This window comes from Mycolicibacterium fallax (genome assembly GCF_010726955.1).
Lineage (GTDB): Bacteria > Actinomycetota > Actinomycetes > Mycobacteriales > Mycobacteriaceae > Mycobacterium > Mycobacterium fallax.
This window is the reverse complement of record NZ_AP022603.1, coordinates 220807-239299: the sequence shown is the minus strand read 5'-3', so window position 1 is coordinate 239299 and position 18493 is coordinate 220807. Positions and strand designations below refer to the sequence as shown.

Genomic DNA, 18493 nt, shown 5'->3' with positions numbered 1-18493 from the left:
AAACGGTGATGGTGAATGATCGAGGCGTGACCGAGACCGATGCCACAGCACACACCATCACCGGGGACGGTGCGCAGCCCGCCGACGGCGACTCCGAGGCCCTGCTCGCCGCGGCGGTCTTCGAGGACCTGCCCGAGGATCGCTACCTCAACCGCGAGCTGAGCTGGCTGGACTTCAACAACCGGGTGCTGCAGCTGGCCGAGAACACCTCGCTGCCGCTGCTGGAGCGGGCGAAGTTCCTGGCCATCTTCGCCTCGAACCTCGACGAGTTCTACATGGTGCGGGTGGCCGGGCTCAAGCGCCGCGACGAGATGGGCCTGTCGGTCCGCTCGGCCGACGGGCTGTCGCCGCGCGAGCAGTTGCAGCGCATCGGCGAACGCGGACAGCAGATCTCGGTCCGGCACGCCAAGGTGTTCATGGAGTCCGTCCGCCCCGCGCTGGCCGAGCAGGGCATCCTCGTGGTGACCTGGGCCGACCTCGACGGCAGCGACCGCGAGCGGCTGTCGAAGTACTTCATGGAGCAGGTCTTCCCGGTCCTGACCCCGCTGGCGGTGGATCCGGCGCACCCGTTCCCGTTCGTCAGTGGGCTGAGTCTGAACATGGCGATCACCGTTCGTCAGCCCGAGGACGGCACCCAGCACTTCGCCCGAATCAAGGTGCCCGACAACGTCGCCCGGTTCGTCAAGCTGCAGGACGCCCAGCGCGAGGACGGCCATCACAACGTCCGCTTCCTGCCGATGGAGGAGCTGATCGCGGCGTTCCTGCCGGTGTTGTTCCCGGGCATGGAAATCGTTGAGCAGCACGCGTTCCGGATCACCCGCAACGCCGACATGGAGGTCGAGGAGGACCGCGACGAGGACCTGCTGCAGGCCCTCGAGCGGGAACTCGCCCGGCGCCGCTTCGGCAAGCCGGTCCGGCTCGAGGTGGCCGACGACATGACCGAGAACATGCTCGAGCTGCTGCTGCGCGAGCTGGACGTCGATCCCGACGACGTGGTCACCGTCCCCGGCCTGCTGGATCTGACGGCACTGTGGCAGGTGTACGGGGTGGACCGGCCCAAGCTCAAGGACCGGCCGTTTGTGCCGTCGACCCCGGCGATGTTCTCCGAGTCGGCCAAGAGCCTGTTCAGCAACCTGCGCGAGGGTGACCTGCTGCTGCATCACCCCTACGATTCCTTTTCCACCACCGTGCAACGGTTCATCGAGATGGCCGCCGCCGACCCGGATGTGTTGGCGATCAAGCAGACCCTGTACCGCACCTCCGGGGACTCCCCCATCGTCAACGCGCTGATCGACGCCGCCGCCTCCGGCAAGCAGGTGGTCGCGCTGGTCGAACTCAAGGCGCGTTTCGACGAGCAGGCCAACATCAAATGGGCACGCAAACTGGAGCAGGCCGGCGTGCACGTGGTCTACGGCCTGATCGGCCTGAAAACCCACTGCAAGACCGCGCTGGTGGTTCGCCGGGAGGGCTCCTCGATCAAACGCTACTGCCACATCGGCACCGGCAACTACAACCCGAAAACCGCTCGGCTGTATGAGGATGTCGGCCTGCTGACCGCCTCGCCGGAGATCGGCGCCGACCTCACCGACCTGTTCAACACGCTGACCGGCTACTCACGCAAGGACACCTACCGCAATCTGCTGGTCGCCCCCCAGGGCATCCGCCGCGGCATCGTGGAGCGGATCGACCGCGAGATCGCCGCCGCCCGACGCGGCGAGGACGCCCGGATCCGGATGAAGATGAACGCGCTGGTCGACGAGCAGGTGATCGACGCGCTGTACCGGGCCTCGCTTTCCGGGGTCAAGGTGGAAATCGTCGTCCGCGGCATCTGCGCGCTGCGCCCCGGCGCCGAGGGATTCTCCGAGAACATCACCGTGCGTTCGATTCTCGGCCAGTTCCTGGAGCACTCACGGATCATTCACTTCAACGCCATCGATGAATTCTGGATCGGCAGCGCGGACATGATGCACCGCAACCTCGACCGCCGCGTCGAGGTGCTGGTGCAGGTCAAGGATCCGCGGCTGTCCGCCCAACTCGACACGGTGTTCAACTCGGCGCTGGATCCGGCAACCCTGTGCTGGGAGCTCGGCTCCGACGGCGCCTGGACGCCGTCGCCGCACGACGGTCGGCCCGGCCGCGATCACCAGGTCGCCATGATGGCGAGCCGACACAGCTGAGTCGGTATCGGTCGCCGGACGGATCAACCCCGCAGGAGTACAGGTGCCCAGCGAAACCCATGACCACCGCGGTAAGAGCGGCCACCGCACCGGGCCCGTGCTGGCCGCCGGCGCGGTGTTGTGGCGCCCCGGTGCCGACGGCGCACCGGAGGTCGCCGTCGTCCACCGGCCCCGCTATGACGACTGGTCGCTGCCCAAGGGCAAGGTCGACAAGGGTGAGAGCGAACCGGCCACCGCGGTCCGGGAAATCTTCGAGGAGACCGGGTTCCGGTCCCGGCTGGGCCGCCGGCTGGGCACCGCGCGCTACCTGCTGAACGGTTCCGGGGAGAAGAAGGTCACCTACTGGGCGGCCCGCGCCGACGACGGCGATTTCCTCGCCAACCGGGAGGTGGATCGGTTGGAGTGGCTGCCGGTGGCCGCCGCGGCCGATCGCCTGGGCTATCCGCAGGATCGTAAGGTGTTGCGCCGCTTCGCCAGGCTGCCCCACGACACCCACACCCTGCTGGTGGTGCGGCACGCCACCGCCGGGCGCAAGAGCCGCTATCACGGTGACGATCGGTGCCGGCCGCTGGACGCCAACGGTCGCACCCAGGCCGAGGCGATGGTGCCGCTGCTGCTGGCATTCGGGGCTGAGCGACTGCATGCCGCCGACCGCACCCGATGCCATCAGACGCTGGAACCACTCGCCGAGGCATTGCGGGTCGCCATCGAGAACGAGCCCGCCCTGACCGAGGAGGCCTACGCGGACAACCGTAAGGCCGCGCGGCACCGGTTCCTCCAGATCGCCGAACTACCCGGCACCCGGGCAGTCTGCTCGCAGGGCAAGGTGATTCCGCACATCATCGACTGGTGGTGCGAGCGGGACGCGGTGTCCGCCGATAAGTCCCGCAATCGCAAGGGCAGCATCTGGGTGCTGTCCCTGCACAACGGTCGGCTGATTGCCGCCGACCACATCGCCAGCCCGCTGCCCGTCCGGAACTGACCCCGGCACCGACGGCAAAGGGCGCCGCGGAGCATTGCTCCGCGGCGCCCTTGAGCCCGAATCTACTTGCGGCCGCGCTTGGCCGGTGCGGCCTTCTTGGCCGCAGCCTTCTTGGCCGGAGCCTTGGTCGCGGCCTTCTTGGCCGGAGCGGCCTTCTTCACCGCGGCCTTCTTGGCCGGAGCCTTGCTGGCCGTCTTGGTGGCTGCCTTGGTCGCGGTCTTGGCCGGCGCCTTGGTCGCGGCCCGAGTGGTCTTGGCCGGAGCGGCCTTCTGCACCGCGGCCTTCTTGGCGGGCGCCTTGGTCGCGGCCTTGGCCGGCGCCTTGGTGGCGGCCTTCGTCGCAGTCTTGGCCGGCGCCTTGGTCGCGGCCCGGGTGGTCTTGGCCGGAGCGGCCTTCTGCACCGCGGCCTTCTTGGTGGGCGCCTTGGTGGCGGCCTTCGCCACCGACTTGGTGGCGGCCTTGGCCGGTGCGGCCTTGGCGGCGGTCTTCTTGGCGGCGGTCTTCTTGGCGGCGGTCTTCTTGGCCGCCGTCTTCTTGGCAGCCTTGGCCGGCGCCGCGGTCGAGGCACCGCGCTTGACGGCCGGGCCGGCCGCCGGAAGACGCTGGGCCCCAGAGACAACCGCCTTGAACTGCGCGCCCGGGCGGAAGGCCGGAACGGAGGTCGGCTTCACCTTGACCGTCTCGCCGGTGCGCGGATTACGCGCGACGCGGGCCGCGCGCTTACGCCGCTCGAATACGCCAAAGCCGGTGATGGTCACGGTTTCGCCGCGATGCACCGCGCGCACGATGGTGTCCACGACATGTTCGACGGCAGCGGTTGCGTGCCGACGGTCCGAGCCCAGTTTCTCCGTGAGTTCGTCGATGAGCTCTGCTTTGTTCATACAATTCCTCCGAAGCCGGTGGCCCATTGTGGACCGACTAGAGGACACGGTAATCCCTGGCAAGCCTGATTTCCAAGCGCCACGCGCGGTTTCGTTATCGCCAGCGAACTTTTCGACAATCCGTTTGGCCGCCCGGATCGCGCTCACAACGGTTCGAAATCGGCGGCTCCGCACCGAATTGCGAACCGCTGCTGATGCTCAGGGCACCGGCAGAGTATGCGGTTTCCAGCTCGGCCGCCGCTGCTCGTATGCCTCGATGGCATCGAGTTTGCGCAGCGTAAGACCAATATCGTCGAGGCCCTCCTGCAGTCGCCAGGCGGTGTAATCGTCAATGGTGAACGGCAGCACCGCCGTTTCGGCGCTGATCGTCCGATCAGCAAGGTTGACAGTCACTTCCAAGCCGGGACGCTGCTCAATCAACTTCCACAACAGCTCGACGTCGTCCTGGGAAACCTGGGCCGCCACCAGCCCCGCCTTCCCGGCATTGCCCCGGAAAATGTCGGCGAATCGCGAGGAAATAACCACCCGGAAGCCGTAGTCCATCAGCGCCCAGACGGCGTGCTCGCGCGAGGATCCGGTACCAAAGTCCGGGCCCGCCACCAGAACCGAACCCCGATCGAAGGGCTTTTGATTCAAGATGAACGACGGGTCATTGCGCCAGGAGGCGAACAATCCGTCCTCAAACCCCGTCCGAGTGACGCGCTTGAGGTATACCGCCGGAATGATCTGATCGGTGTCGACATTCGAGCGCCGCAGCGGAACGGCGATGCCGGTATGTGAGTGAAAGGCTTCCATTTCTTCCTCTTCCTTCAGGCCAGATCGGCGGGCGACGACAGGGTTCCGCGCACGGCGGTCGCCGCGGCGACCTCCGGTGAGACCAGGTGGGTCCGTGAACCCTTGCCCTGGCGGCCCTCGAAATTGCGGTTGGACGTCGAGGCGCTGCGCTCTCCGGGGGCAAGCTGGTCGGGGTTCATCCCCAGGCACATCGAGCAGCCGGCCTGACGCCATTCAGCCCCGGCGGCCTCGAAGATCGCACCGAGGCCTTCGGACTCGGCCTGCTCGCGGACCCCGACCGACCCGGGCACGATGAGCATCCGGACACCGTCGGCGACCCTGCGGTCCCGCAGCACCTCGGCCACCACCCGCAGATCCTCGATCCGGCCGTTGGTGCAGGAACCGACGAAGACGGTGTCAACGGGGATGTCCCGCATCGGCGTGCCTGCCGCCAAATCCATGTAGGCCAGCGCCTTCTCGGCGGCCACCTTCTCCGCGTCGTTGAGCATCGTCTCCGGGTCGGGCACCGTCGCCGACAGCGGTACTCCCTGGCCGGGGTTGGTCCCCCAGGTGACGAACGGGCTCAACGAGGCCGCGTCGATGCGCACCTCGGTGTCGAACACCGCACCGGGATCGGTCCGCAACCCGTTCCACGCCGCCACCGCGGCGTCCCAGTCCGCGCCCGTTGGTGCGTGCCGGCGGCCCTGAAGATAGGCGTAGGTGGTCTCGTCGGGGGCGACCATGCCGGCCCGGGCACCGGCCTCGATGCTCATGTTGCAGATGGTCATCCGGCCCTCCATGGACAGCGCTTCGATGGCACTGCCCCGGTACTCGATGACGTGCCCCTGGCCGCCGCCGGTACCGATCTCGGCGATCACCGCCAAGATGATGTCCTTGGCACTGACGCCCGGCGGCAGTTCGCCGTCGACGTTGACCGCCATCGTCTTGAACGGTTTGAGCGACAGCGTCTGGGTGGCGAGCACGTGCTCGACCTCCGAGGTGCCGATGCCCATGGCGATCGAGCCGAACGCACCGTGGGTGGAGGTGTGGCTGTCGCCGCAGACGATCGTCATGCCCGGCTGGGTCAGCCCCAGTTGCGGGCCGATGATGTGCACGATGCCCTGATCGCGGTCGCCCATCTGATGCAACCGAATACCGAACTCGGCGCAGTTGCGCCGCAGCGTCTCGACCTGAGTGCGTGACACCGGGTCGGCGATCGGCTTGTCGATGTCGATGGTGGGGACGTTGTGGTCCTCGGTGGCGATGGTCAGGTCGGGCCGGTGCACCGGGCGCCCGGCCATCCGCAGCCCGTCGAACGCCTGCGGGCTGGTGACCTCGTGGACCAGGTGCAGATCGATGTAGATCAGGTCGGGTTCCCCGGGTTCGGTGGCCACCACGTGATCGGCCCACACCTTCTCGGCCATCGTTCGGGGTGCGGTTTGCGACTGTTCGGACATCACGACTCGATTCGTTCGCGTGGGATCGCATGGGCTGGCAATCTCACAATGCGGGACGTTAGTATCTCTCTGTGAGACAGAATAGCGGTATCGGCGTCCTCGACAAAGCGGTGGGGGTGCTGCACGCGGTCGCCGAGTCGCCGTGCGGCCTGGCCGAACTCTGCGAGCGCACCGGGCTGCCGCGGGCCACCGCCCACCGGCTGGCCGCGGGCCTGGAAATCCATCGGCTGCTGGCCCGCGACGGCGACGGCCGCTGGTGCCCGGGCCCGGCCCTGGTGGAACTGTCCGCCAACGTCAGCGACCCACTGCTGGGGGCGGCCGCCGCGGTGCTCCCCCGGCTGCGCGAGATCACCGGCGAGAGCGTGCAGCTGTACCGGCGGGAGGGCACCGCGCGGGTCTGCGTGGCAGCCCTGGAACCGCCGGCCGGGCTGCGCGACACGGTCCCGGTCGGCGCCCACCTGCCGCTGACGGCCGGATCCGGCGCCAAAGTCCTGCTCGCCTATGCCGATCACCGCACCCAGCAGTCGGTGCTCCCGAACGCCAAGTTCACCGACCGTGTGCTCGCCGAGGTCCGCCGACGGGGCTGGGCGCAGAGCGCGGCCGAGCGGGAGTCCGGGGTGGCCAGTGTCGCCGCACCGGTCCGCGACCACGCCGGCAGCGTCGTCGCCGCGGTGTCGGTGTCCGGGCCGATCGACCGGATGGGCCGGCGCCCCGGCGAGCGCTGGGCCGCCGACCTGGTGGCCGCCGCCGACGCGCTGACCCGGCGGCTGTAGGCCCGGTCCCGGGGCGGTCCCGGCCGGCACCTGTCAGAATCGGCGGATGGGAAGCAAGCAGCGCCAGCAGATCGTGATGTCCGACGACGAGATCACCGATTTCGTCACCCACAGCCGCACCGGCACCCTGGCCACCGTCGGGCCCGACGGCCAGCCGCACCTGGTGGCCATGTGGTACGGCATCGTCGACGGTGAGATCTGGCTGGAGACCAAGGCCAAGTCGCAGAAGGCCGTCAACCTGCGCCGCGACGCCCGCTACACCTTCCTGATCGAGGACGGCCAGACCTACGACACCCTGCGCGGGGTGTCCTTCGAGGGCACCGCCGAGCTGGTCGACGACGCCGAGGCGGTGTTCCGGGTGGGCATCAGCGTGTGGGAGCGCTACACCGGCCCCTACACCGAGGAGCTCCGGCCGGCCGTCGAGATGATCCTCAACAAGCGGATCGGCCTCCGGCTGCTGCCCACCCGCACCCGGTCCTGGGATCACCGCAAGCTCGGCCTGCCCGCCATGCCGTTGTCCGGCTCCACCGCGCCGCAGTCCTAGCTCCAGCAGCCAAAGAGCCTGCGACAGAACAAAAGTCCCCTCCCGATATTCGGGAGGGGACTTTTGACTGGTACCCCCGATGGGATTCGAACCCACGCTACCGCCGTGAGAGGGCGGCGTCCTAGGCCGCTAGACGACGGGGGCCAGAACTGATTCACACCGATCACTCGGCGGGAACCGCTGTGACAGCTTAGCGCAGCGAACCGCGCCGACCAAAACCGCTGCCGGTGGCGTGACCACCCGCGGACGGGAGGTCATGCTGCTGGGGTACCAGGACTCGAACCTAGAATGGCTGAACCAGAATCAGCTGTGTTGCCAATTACACCATACCCCATTGGCGACCTGTCTTGGCTGGTCAGAACCCATTTCCCGGTGTTGCCGGCGGGCGGATGTCCGCGGGCGGGAGAGGTTCGGGCCAGCCGGTGACGGCCGACGAGCAGACTATCAAAGATTTTCGCGGGGGCTTAATCGGCCTGTTCGGCGGGCAGGTTCGCCCGCGCCTGCCGCAACCGGGACAGGCTGCGGTCGCGGCCGAGCAGCTCCATCGACTCGTACAGCGGTGGGCTCACCGTGGAGCCGGTGACCGCCACCCGGATCGGCCCAAACGCCTTGCGCGGCTTGAGTTCCAGCCCCTCGATCAGAGCCTCCCGGAGGGCGGCCTCGATCGCCTCGGCGGTCCAGTCCCCGACCGGATCGAGCGCGGCCAGGGTGGCGTCGAGCACCGGTGCGGCGGCCGCGGACAGCTCCTTGGCGGCGGCCTTCTCCTCGATCCAATAGTGCTCGTCGTCGAGGAATTTCAGCAGCGGCCAGGCGTCACCGAGCACCACGATGCGGGTCTGCACCAGCTCGGCCGCCTCGGCGAACTGCGCCGGGGTCAGATCCAGGTGGTGGCCGTGGGCCAGCAGGTAGGCGCCCAGTCGGTCGGCGAACTCCTCGGCGCCGAGTCGCCGGATGTGCTCGGCGTTGATGGCGTCGGCCTTCTTCTGGTCGAACCGGGCCGGGTTGGAGTTCACGTCGGCGACGTCGAAGGCCTCCACCATTTCCGCCAGGCTGAACAGATCGCGGTCGTCGGCGATCGACCAGCCCAGCAGCGCCAGGTAATTCAGCAGACCCTCGGGGATGAACCCGCGGTCGCGGTGCAGGAACAGGTTGGACTGCGGATCCCGTTTGGACAGCTTCTTGTTGCCGTCGCCCAGCACCGAGGGCAGGTGCGCGAACTGCGGCACCGCCTCGGCCACCCCGATCCGGATCAGCGCCTGGTACAGCGCGATCTGGCGCGGGGTCGAGGGCAGCAGGTCCTCGCCGCGCAGCACGTGGGTGATCTTCATCATGGCGTCGTCGACGGGGTTGACCAGTGTGTAGAGCGGGTCGCCGGAGCCGCGGGTGAGCGCGAAGTCCGGCACCGACCCGGCCGGGAAGGTGGTCTGCCCGCGAACCAGGTCGGTCCAGGTGATGTCGGCGTCGGGCATCCGCAGCCGCACCACCGGCGAGCGGCCGGCGGCCCGGAACTCGGCCCGCTGGGCGTCGGTGAGGTCCCGATCGAAGTTGTCGTAGCCCAGCTTCGGGTTGCGCCCGGCGGCCAGGTGCCGGGCCTCGACCTCCTCGGCGGTGGAGTAGGCCTCGTAGGCCTCGCCGGCGTCGAGCAGCTTCTGCACCACCTCCAGATAGGAGTCGCGGCGCTGCGACTGGCGGTACGGACCGTACGGTCCGCCGACCTCGGGGCCCTCGTCCCAGTCCATGCCGAGCCAGCGCAGCGCGTCCAGCAGCGCCAGGTAGCTCTCCTCGCTGTCCCGGGCGGCGTCGGTGTCCTCAATCCGAAACACGAACGCGCCGCCGGTGTGCCGGGCGTAGGCCCAGTTGAACAGCGCGGTGCGGATCAGGCCGACGTGCGGGGTGCCGGTCGGCGACGGGCAGAAACGGACGCGTACGGTCACGGCTTTCCTTCGGGGTCTGGCTTGCGGACGACGGGGTTGCTCAAGGTTCCGATGCCCTCGATGGTGATGGCGACGGTGTCGCCGTCCTCGATCGGCCCGACGCCCTCCGGGGTACCGGTCAGGATCAGGTCGCCGGGCAGCAGGGTCATCACGGCCGACACCCACTCGATGATGGCGCCGACGTCGTGCAGCAGGAACGCGGTGTTGGAGTCCTGGCGCGGCTGCCCGTTGACCTCGGTGCGGATATCCAGATCCGACGGGTCCACCGCGGTCTCGATCCACGGGCCGACCGGGCAGAAGGTGTCATGGCCTTTCGCCCGCATCCACTGGCCGTCCTTCTGCTGCTGATCGCGCGCCGAGACGTCGTTGGCGATGGTGTAGCCCAGGATGTACTGCGCGGCCCGGTCGGCGGGCACGTCCTTGCAGGGCCGTTCGATGACGATGGCGAGTTCGCCCTCGTGGTGCACCGGGTTCGCGTCGTGGGGCAGCTGAATCGGCACGCCCGGGCCGATGATCGCGGTGTTGGGCTTGAGGAAGATCACCGGATCCTCCGGTGCCTCGCCACCCATCTCCCGGGCGTGCGCGGCGTAGTTCTTGCCCATGCAGATGACCTTGCTGGCCAGGATCGGGGCCAACAGCCGCACATCGGCCATCGGCCAGCTGCGACCGGTGAAGGTCGGGTTGCGAGACAGGTATTGCTCGGCGATCTCCTTGGCCACGGCGTCGTCGCCGTCACCCTCGATCACCACAAAGACCACCCCGGCGGGGGTGGCAACTCGTCCTAGGCGCATCGCTCAAGCGTAGTGAGGATCGCCGTGCGCCGGATCACCGGGAGCCGCGGCCCCGACCCGCTCGCACATTCTCACCGAATTCTCAGCGTTGACGGGTGGCTGGCCCCCGTTCCGGACCGATTTCTGTCGGTGTGCGCCCATACGCTTGAGTCATGTTCGAGTTGGCGACGTCGGGGGTTGACCTGCAGGACGAGGCCGCGCTGGTATCCGGCATCGCCGAGCTCGAACGGCTGAAGTCGCAGGCCGCCGCGACGCAGGCCCGGCTGTCGGCTCAGTTGGCGACGGTGCGTCACGACGCCGAGGTCGCCGCCGGGGTGCCGGCCGCGCGGCGCGGGCGCGGGTTGGCCGCCGAGATCGCGCTGGCCCGCCACGATTCACCGAATCGGGGGAATCGGCATCTGGGTTTCGCCCAGGCCCTGGTCCATGAGATGCCGCACACCCTGAAGGCCCTGGAGACCGGGGCGCTCTCGGAGTGGCGCGCGACGCTGATCGTGCGGGAATCGGCCTGCCTGGAGGTCGGCGACCGCGCCACCCTCGATGCCGAGTTGTGTGCCGACCCTGGGGCGCTGGCGGGGCTGGGCGACGGACGAATCGCCGCGGCGGCCAAGGCCATCGCCTATCGGCTCGACCCGCATGCCGTTGTCGACCGCGCGGTGAAGGCCGAGGCCGACCGCTGCGTCACCATCCGGCCCGCACCGGACAACATGGTCTACCTGACAGCGCTGTTGCCGATGGCCAAGGGCGTTTCCGTCTATGCCGCGCTGCGCCGCGCCGCCGACGGCAACGGTGACGGGCGGACCCGCGGCCAGCTGATGGCCGACGCCCTCATCGAACGGATCACCGGCCGCCCCGCCCAGACACCCGAACCCATCGCGGTGAGCCTGGTCCTCTCCGATCAGACGCTGGTCGGCGGCAACGATCCGGCGGTGGTGCCCGGCTTCGGGCCGGTTCCCGCCGACATCGCTCGCAGCTTGATCGCCGCGGCGCTGGACACCCCGGAGGTCCGGGCGACGCTGCGCCGGCTCTACGCCCACCCCGGCAGCGGGGCGCTGGTGGCGATGGAGTCCAGGTCGCGGCTGTTCCCCAAGGGGCTGGCGACCTTGATCCGGTTTCGGGATCACTCCTGCCGAACGCCCTACTGCGATGCACCCATCCGTCACACCGACCACATCACCCCCGCCACCCGGGGCGGTCCGACCAGTGAGCGCAACGGCCAGGGCACCTGCGAAGCGTGCAATCACAACAAGCAGGCCGCCGGCTGGCTCGTCGCACCGATCGATGCCGACCGGCACACCACCGAGCTCACCACCCCCACCGGCCACCACTACCGGTCCACCGCTCCCCCGGTTCTGCTGGGACGAAAACCGCTGAGCCCGATGGAGAAATGCCTCTTCGACACGCTGCGGCAGCAGCAGGCTGCCTGACACCGGCACTCGCCGGTGACGTTGGACCGCAACGGGTTCAGTCGCGCAGCGGATCGGCGGCCACCGGAATGAACGGCAGTGCCAGCAGCGGAAACACCGCGCACACCCCGAACGCCGCCGCGTAACCGGCGGAGGTGATCAGCGCCCCGAAGGCCGGCGGCACCACGCCCGCGGCGAACAACTGGCTGGTGTTCTGCACCCCGAGTGCCCGGCCACTCCAGAACGGGCCGGCGATCTCGGCGATGGCGGTGAAGGCCAGGCCGTTGTCGGACACCGTCACCATCGAGGCCACCAGCATGATGACCACCGACCACGGCGAGTCAAACACCTCGGTGATCGCCAGCAGCGCCATCGACACCGCGGCGGCCGCGGCGATCACCCGGATCGGACGCAGCCGGGAGCCGACCCGGTCCGACCACCGGCCCGCGGCGATCCGCCCGGCCGCACCGAGCAACTGCGCGGCGGTGACCACCGCACCGGCCGCCGGCGCCGACCAGCCCCGGTCGGCGATCAGCCACACCAGGGTGAAGGTCCACACCAGGGCCTGCGGAACCACCAGCAGCACCGAGACCAGGTGGATCCGCCCCAGCGTGTTTGATCCCCGGTACGGGTTGGCCAACTCGTCGGGGTGCGCATCGGCGCGATCGGGACGCGGCGGGTCGAGCAGTCCGACGCCCGACAACACCGCCGCCACCGCGCACACCGCCGCCGGGAACAGCAGCGCGGCCGACACCCCGTGGGTGGCGGCGATCTGCGGGATCACCAGGGCGCCGAGCCCGACCCCGAGGGGTTGCGCGGTCTGGCGGATGCCCATGGCCAGCCCGCGGGTCTGCGGCGGGAACCACCCCACCACCATCCGCGCGCTGGCCGAGTTGCTGCTGGCCGCGGCCATCCCGCCGAGGAACAGCCAGACCTGCACGGCCGGAAGGGAATCCGCTGCCGCGGCGGCAAATCCGGCCGCCGCGGTCAGTGCCGATCCGACGGTGAGCACGGTGCGCTCGCCGATCCGGTCCACCACGTAGCCCCAGACGATCAGCGTCATCACCATGCCGAAGGCCGGCATGGCCGACACCAACCCGGCGTGGGCCAGGTCCAGGCCGCGCTGACTGTGCAACGTCGGGATGAGAAAGGCCATGCCGTTGATGAAGACGTTGCTGAACAGCGTCGCGCTCAGCGCGATCGCCAGAATCGACCAGCGTCGGGCGGTGCCGATCGCGTCGATATCCATGCCGCCATGCTGCCATGGCCGTCTCAGGCTGTTGAACTTCAATCTCAGATACTGAGAGTCACTCGGTCAGGCTGTCGTGGCGGCGGTAGGACCGGTCGCCGCCACTGGCCTTGAGGCCGCGGGCGATGAATCCTCGCCGGGCTCGCTGCCCCATCTCCTCGGCCAATCGGGTCATTCCCGGCACCACCCGGTGGTAGTCGAAGACCCGGTTGACGGCCGCGGTGGCCACGACCGCCGCCTGCAACGGCTTGTTGTCGGCCAGGCCGAGCCGGTCGGCGTTGCTGCGGCCGAGCATCAGCCGGCTGTAGGCCGACAGGTAGGCCCGGGCCGCCTCGGTCTGCCAACCGTCCTCGCGGCGATCATGCAGGGCCGCGGCCAGCCGCGCCGAATCCTCGTCGGGGGCGAACTCGGTGTCGGCCTCCAGCCAGAACAACCGCCAGGTATCGGCCTCGCAGGTGGGCACCAGCTCCGGATGCACCCCCATCAGGATCCCGACGTAACGCCAGAAGTGGTACACCGCATCGCGTTCCCGATCGGAGAACCGCATCCCCATCGCCTGGCAACCGGCCAGGTTCGCCAGCGAGAACAGCATCAGCGTGCCGGCCAGCTGCACCTGATTGATGGGTGCGTCCCAGTTGTCGTAGTCCCAATCCGCGCGGCGATGCATCGCCGCGCGTACCTGCGCGTGCATCAATCGGACCCGGAGCGTTCCGGTGAACCCCGGGGCGAATCGGCGCAATCCGCCCGGCGAGGTCACGTCGATGTACCAGGTGGCGGTCTCGTTGAGGCGCCGCGGTGCCATCCGGTGCAGATCCCCGGTGCCCACCAGCGGCTTGTCTGCCTTGGCGGCGAGGTACCCCCCGGTCAGCGCCAGCCCCGGCAGCGCAAGCCCGATCCCCACCAAACCGGTGCGCATGCTGACCCGGGCGGCCAGCGCGAGCTTGTCGTAGTCCAGCCAGTACGGCTGGTCGTCGACCTGGGCAAAGAACGCCACCAATTCCGGCGGCGGATCTGGCACCGCGTCGATACCGCGCTCCACTGCGGTCTCGAACATCGCCCGGCCCAGCCGAGGCGGCATCGCCGCGATCATCGCCACGACGTCGTCGGCCAGCGGGTCACCGAGGTCGGTGAAGCGTCGGAAGGATCCGCGCTGCGCGGCGGTCGCCCGCACATCGCCGTCGGCCAGCAACCGGACGAACACGTTGAACGGGAAGTCCGACAGCGCAGCCGGATTCGGCAACTTCGGTGCGGTGGACCCCATCAAACTTGCCCTTCCGTCGCCCAACGGATATCTGGTGACAGTCTCAACCAGATGGCTACGCGGGTCAAGGGTGCGACAATCAACGCCATGTCGGCCCGGGCGCGCACCTACGGCGGAGCCACCGCCGGTGAGCGCCAAGCCCGCCGCCGCGGCGCACTCATCGACGCCGCCACCGACGTGATCGCCGAGTCCGGGGTGGCCGGCCTGACCGTCCGGGGCGTGTGCGTCGCGGCCCGGCTCAACGACCGGTACTTCTACGAAAGCTTCGCCAACACCGATGACCTTCTCGTCGCGGCCTTCGACACCCAGATGACCGCCGCGGCAGCTGAAATGGTGGCAGCTCTCTCCGCGAGCCCGCCCGATCCCCTGCTGCGGGCCCGTGCGGCCATCGCCAGCGGCCTGGGTTACCTGACCGCGGATCCGCGTCGGGGCCACCTGCTGATCGAGTCGCAGGCCACCGAGGCACTGCGGGCCCGCCGCCGCGAGGTGATCGGGACATTGGCCGCCATCATGGCCGAGCAGGGCCGCGCCCTGCTGCCCATCGAGAACCCGCTCGACACCGACATCGACCTGGCCGCCTGGACTTTGGTGGCCGGCGGTTTGGACCTGGTGACCGGTTGGCTGCGCGGTGAGGTCGAGGTCGACCGCGCGCACCTGGAGGAGTTTCTGGTCGCGATGGTGACCGCCCGCCGGCTCGCCTGATCCAGCCCCGGCGATAGACTGAAACCTCCCGCATCGGGCGATGATCGGAGCCGCCATGGCGCGAACCGTGTCCCAGCTGATCCTCGACACCGTCAAAGCCGCTGGCGTGCAACGCATCTACGGGTTGCCGGGCGACTCCCTGAACGCCTTCACCGACGCGTTGCGCCGGGACGGCACGCTGGACTGGGTCCACGTGCGGCACGAGGAGGCCGCCGGGTTCGCCGCCGGCGCCGAGGCCGCCCTGACCGGGAACCTGGCGGTCTGCGCGGCCAGCTGCGGACCGGGCAACCTGCATCTGATCAACGGACTGTTCGACGCGCACCGCAGCGGGGTGCCGGTGCTGGCGATCGCCTCGCACATCCCCAGCGCCGAGATCGGCAGCGGCTACTTCCAGGAGACCCACCCGCAGAACCTGTTCGCCGAGTGCAGCGTGTACAGCGAACTGGTCTCGCACGTCGACCAGCTGCCATACCTGCTCGACATCGCGATCCGGGCGGCACTGGACCGGCGCGGGGTCGCGGTGCTGACCATCCCCGGCGACATCCTGGCCGCCAAGATCGACGTTGACGCACCGGCCGGGCCGATCACCGCCGGCTCCGGGGCCCGGCTGCCCGATCCGATCGAGTTGGGTCGCGCGGTCGAACTGCTGAACTCCGCGCGATCGGTGACCATCCTGGCCGGCGCCGGCTGCCAGGGCGCCCACGCCGAACTGCTCACCGTCGCAGAGCTGCTGCAGGCCCCGGTCGTACACACCCTGCGTGGCAAGGAGTTCGTCGAATACGACAACCCGTACGACGTCGGCATGACCGGGTTGCTGGGCTTTCGATCCGGCTATGACGCGATGGCCGACGCCGACGTCCTGCTGATGCTGGGCACCGACTTCCCCTACCGACAGTTCTATCCCCCGCGCGCGCGGGTCATTCAAATCGACCTGCGCGGTGAACACATCGGCCGCCGCACCAGGGTGGACGTCGCCCTGGTCGGATCGGTGAAAGACACCCTGACGCAGCTGAATACGACGCTGCGCCCGCATGCCGATTCCGCGCATCTGCAGCGATCACGGCAGACCTACCTGCGCACCCGGGAACAGCTGGACCGGGTTGCCGGCGGTGACCGCGATCGCACCCCGGTGCTGCCGGAGCTGCTGGCCCGGCGGGTCGACGCGCTGGCCGCCGACGACGCGGTGTTCATCGCCGACGTCGGCACCCCGGTCATCTGGGCGGCGCGCTACCTGCGGATGAACGGTCGCCGCAGGCTGCTCGGATCTTTCAATCACGGCAGCATGGCCAACGCGGTGCCGCAGGCGATCGGCGCTGCGGCCGGCAATCCCGGTCGCCAGGTCGTCACGCTGTCCGGCGACGGCGGGCTGTCGATGATGCTCGGCGACCTGCTCACCCTGGTCCAGGCGGACCTGCCGGTGAAGATGATCGTGTTCAACAACGGTGCGCTGAGCTTCGTCGAAATCGAGATGAAAGCCGCCGGGATCGTGAACTACGGCACCGGGCTGGACAATCCGGTGTTCGCCGAGGTGGCCCGGGCGATGGGCATCCATGCCAGCCGGGTGGAACGGCCCAGCGAAATCGACGCCGCACTGGACGCGGCGTTCGCCCATCCGGGTCCGGCGCTGGTCGAGGTGCTCACCGCGCGCCAGGAGTTGTCCATTCCGCCCACCATCACCGCCGCGCAGCTGGCCGGCTTCTCGCTGTGGGCCACCAAGACCCTGCTGTCGGGCCGCGGCGATGAGCTGATCGACCTGGCCAAGACCAACCTGGGCGCACGGCTGCACCGGCGCACGTCCGACTAACGCAGTCGCACCGGCACGTCGTCCTGCCAGGGCTGACGCGCGCAGGTGTCAGCAACCTGGAAGGTGCCGCGCTCGAATTCCCCTGTCGCGGCGTCGACCAGGCGGTATTCGTGCGATTGCCGGTGGATCGGTTGGCCGTCGACCAGGATCACCCGCACCTCTTCGGGCTCGAACCCGCAGCGGGCCTGCAGCGCCGCCACCAATTGCTCGTTGTGCAGGTGTCCGTCGCCGAAGTTCCAGCCGACCGCGTAGGCGCAGAACTGCTCACCTTCGAGGATCGCGTAGTCCTTCTCGCGCCCGGCCGGAAGCACCCGCCCCAGCAGGGTCAGCAGCGCTCGCCCGTTGGCGAACATCACCCGGAAGGCCAGCGCGAGTTCCTTGGGCACCTCGGAATCCTCGGCACCGTAGAACTTTTCAATCTGCTTGTGCGGCAACAGGCCCAGCCCGATCCGCGCGTCGGAGATCTTCTGCGCCGCCGATTCGGTCACGCACCACACCGAGACATCCCAGTTGCCGGCGTAGTAGCGCATGCCCGGCAGGAATGACACCCGCTTCGGGAACAGGTTCCCGATCACGACCGTGACGACGACAACCGTCATCACGGCGATAACCAGCCATGCCCAGGGAAACACCATGTCCGCCGGGCCGATTGCCGCCTTGTCCACGAACAGCGTTGCCACCGAGAAGATCATGAAGACGTTCCACTCCAGCGGCACGCCGAGCGGAATCGAGCACAGGATGATCAGGTGCAGCAGGATCAGCACGGCGGCTCCGACGTAGGTCACCACCCCACCGTGGGAGAAGAACAGCACCGGCGGAACCAGCAGTTCGATCGCCGTGCCGATGTGGGCGAGCATTCTCGGGATCCAGCTGGGCTGCAGGTCATCGGGATAGCGGCGAAAGAACATCCGCCGCAGCGCCTTGAACCGGATGAACGGATTGTTGGCCATCATGGTGGCGATGACGTACGGGAAGTGCCGGTTCATCTTCGACACCGCCGCGCCCAGCCAGATCGCCAGCAGCACGAACTTTGCGCCGACGATCATGGTGACGCCCGGGATGAGGAACATCAGCGTCAGCGTGCCGTACACCTCACCGCGGGCGGCCAGGAAGATGGTCTTGTCCCGCAGGCCGATCAGCGCGAGCAACGCCACCACCAGCAGGGCCTTCCAGCCCGGCAGCTGTCCCACCGCCGAATCCAGTCCGGCGACCGGGCCGGTGCCGTCCGAGAGCAACGCGGAGATCACCGCGGCCAGCAGGCCGGCGTACAGCAGCACGTCGCCCACGCTGCGGCGGTCGCCCGCGGTCCCGGGAATCCGGCCGGGCCACGGCGGCAGCCGCACGGTGCCGGTGCGCAGCCAGTACAGCGGCGAGCCCAGTGGCGGCATCACCTTGCCGGTCAGTGGACCGAAGCCGCAGCCGAGGCCGAGCACCTCGAAGAGCATCGACCAGAGCACGACCTTCTGGAAGACGATCGGTTCGGCCCACCACTGCCCGATGTTGGCCCAGCCGTCAATACCCTTGGTGGCCAGGGCGAACGCCAAGCCGCCGAGGATGTACCCGACGATCTTGACGGCGTAGAGCGGATAGAAGACGTCGGGATAGCCCATGCCGCGCTCGGCGATGTGCCGCGCCATCGGTCGCAACCGTTGTGCGCGAGTTCCCCGGCGCCATTCGGCGGGATCCACCTTCGGCAGATCGGGACTGGTAAAACCCATGACAACCCCTACTAGACAACTATTGAAATCTGTCTAGTCGCCG

General features: G+C 68.8%; 15 protein-coding genes and 2 tRNA genes. 7 read left to right on the top strand and 10 right to left on the bottom strand.

The window, feature by feature from the left end; genetic code table 11:
* Window positions 1–8: 8 nt before the first annotated feature.
* Window positions 9–2177, top strand: a complete 2169-nt coding sequence (locus G6N10_RS01100) for an RNA degradosome polyphosphate kinase (protein ID WP_085093651.1) — start codon at window positions 9–11, stop codon at window positions 2175–2177.
* Window positions 2178–2220: 43 nt separating this feature from the next.
* Complete coding sequence (gene mutT1 / locus G6N10_RS01095; RefSeq protein WP_085093649.1) at window positions 2221–3159, top strand: 8-oxo-(d)GTP phosphatase MutT1; 939 nt, start codon at window positions 2221–2223, stop codon at window positions 3157–3159.
* Window positions 3160–3221: 62 nt separating this feature from the next.
* Here the strand turns inward: mutT1 and G6N10_RS01090 are convergent, their stop codons facing one another.
* From G6N10_RS01090 to leuC, 3 genes are all read right to left on the bottom strand, one after another.
* Window positions 3222–4040 (bottom strand): HU family DNA-binding protein, encoded by an 819-nt coding sequence (locus tag G6N10_RS01090; RefSeq protein ID WP_085093647.1) that lies wholly within the window; start codon window positions 4038–4040, stop codon window positions 3222–3224.
* A gap of 198 nt (window positions 4041–4238) precedes the next feature.
* A complete protein-coding gene (leuD, locus tag G6N10_RS01085; RefSeq protein WP_085093645.1) occupies window positions 4239–4835 on the bottom strand; it encodes a 3-isopropylmalate dehydratase small subunit in 597 nt (198 codons plus the stop codon).
* Window positions 4836–4849: 14 nt separating this feature from the next.
* Window positions 4850–6271, bottom strand: coding sequence for a 3-isopropylmalate dehydratase large subunit (leuC, locus tag G6N10_RS01080; RefSeq protein ID WP_109750410.1), 1422 nt, complete (start codon window positions 6269–6271; stop codon window positions 4850–4852).
* 71 nt (window positions 6272–6342) lie between these two features.
* Between leuC and G6N10_RS01075 the strand changes: the two genes are divergently transcribed.
* Window positions 6343–7044 carry an IclR family transcriptional regulator gene (locus G6N10_RS01075; protein WP_085093641.1) on the top strand — a complete coding sequence of 234 codons (702 nt, stop codon included), beginning with the start codon at window positions 6343–6345 and terminating at the stop codon, window positions 7042–7044.
* Between the two features lie 46 nt (window positions 7045–7090).
* Window positions 7091–7588 carry a PPOX class F420-dependent oxidoreductase gene (locus tag G6N10_RS01070; protein ID WP_085093639.1) on the top strand — a complete coding sequence of 166 codons (498 nt, stop codon included), beginning with the start codon at window positions 7091–7093 and terminating at the stop codon, window positions 7586–7588.
* A 68-nt stretch (window positions 7589–7656) separates the two neighbouring features.
* Here the strand turns inward: G6N10_RS01070 and G6N10_RS01065 are convergent.
* The 4 genes from G6N10_RS01065 to G6N10_RS01050 all read right to left on the bottom strand — a co-directional run bounded on the left by G6N10_RS01065 (window position 7657) and on the right by G6N10_RS01050 (window position 10313).
* A tRNA-Glu gene (locus G6N10_RS01065) sits at window positions 7657–7732 on the bottom strand.
* Between the two features lie 118 nt (window positions 7733–7850).
* Window positions 7851–7922 (bottom strand) — tRNA-Gln (locus G6N10_RS01060).
* Window positions 7923–8052: 130 nt separating this feature from the next.
* Window positions 8053–9522 (bottom strand): glutamate--tRNA ligase, encoded by a 1470-nt coding sequence (gltX, locus tag G6N10_RS01055; RefSeq protein WP_085093637.1) that lies wholly within the window; start codon window positions 9520–9522, stop codon window positions 8053–8055.
* Window positions 9519–10313 carry a fumarylacetoacetate hydrolase family protein gene (locus G6N10_RS01050; protein ID WP_085093635.1) on the bottom strand — a complete coding sequence of 265 codons (795 nt, stop codon included), beginning with the start codon at window positions 10311–10313 and terminating at the stop codon, window positions 9519–9521. The genes gltX and G6N10_RS01050 overlap by 4 nt, the downstream gene beginning before the upstream one ends.
* Window positions 10314–10465: 152 nt before the next feature.
* On the opposite strand from G6N10_RS01050, the gene G6N10_RS01045 reads away from it, so the two are divergent.
* A complete protein-coding gene (locus tag G6N10_RS01045) occupies window positions 10466–11737 on the top strand; it encodes an HNH endonuclease (protein WP_085093633.1) in 1272 nt (423 codons plus the stop codon).
* 37 nt (window positions 11738–11774) lie between these two features.
* On the opposite strand, the gene G6N10_RS01040 is transcribed toward G6N10_RS01045, so the two are convergent.
* Window positions 11775–12965 (bottom strand): MFS transporter, encoded by a 1191-nt coding sequence (locus G6N10_RS01040; protein ID WP_109750409.1) that lies wholly within the window; start codon window positions 12963–12965, stop codon window positions 11775–11777.
* Between the two features lie 58 nt (window positions 12966–13023).
* Window positions 13024–14226: an oxygenase MpaB family protein gene (locus G6N10_RS01035; RefSeq protein ID WP_085093629.1), complete on the bottom strand. Its 1203-nt coding sequence runs from the start codon at window positions 14224–14226 to the stop codon at window positions 13024–13026.
* Window positions 14227–14277: 51 nt separating this feature from the next.
* Between G6N10_RS01035 and G6N10_RS01030 the strand changes: the two genes are divergently transcribed.
* Together G6N10_RS01030 and poxB are read left to right on the top strand one after the other, a co-directional pair.
* The gene (locus G6N10_RS01030) at window positions 14278–14928 is read left to right on the top strand and encodes a TetR/AcrR family transcriptional regulator (RefSeq protein ID WP_234810448.1); all 651 of its coding nucleotides are present in this window, start codon (window positions 14278–14280) and stop codon (window positions 14926–14928) included.
* 55 nt (window positions 14929–14983) lie between these two features.
* Complete coding sequence (poxB, locus tag G6N10_RS01025; RefSeq protein ID WP_085093882.1) at window positions 14984–16732, top strand: ubiquinone-dependent pyruvate dehydrogenase; 1749 nt, start codon at window positions 14984–14986, stop codon at window positions 16730–16732.
* On the opposite strand, the gene G6N10_RS01020 is transcribed toward poxB, so the two are convergent.
* Entirely contained in the window at window positions 16729–18450 is a 1722-nt protein-coding gene (locus G6N10_RS01020; protein ID WP_085093625.1) for a DUF3556 domain-containing protein, read from the bottom strand. The genes poxB and G6N10_RS01020 overlap by 4 nt on opposite strands.
* Window positions 18451–18493: the final 43 nt, after the last annotated feature.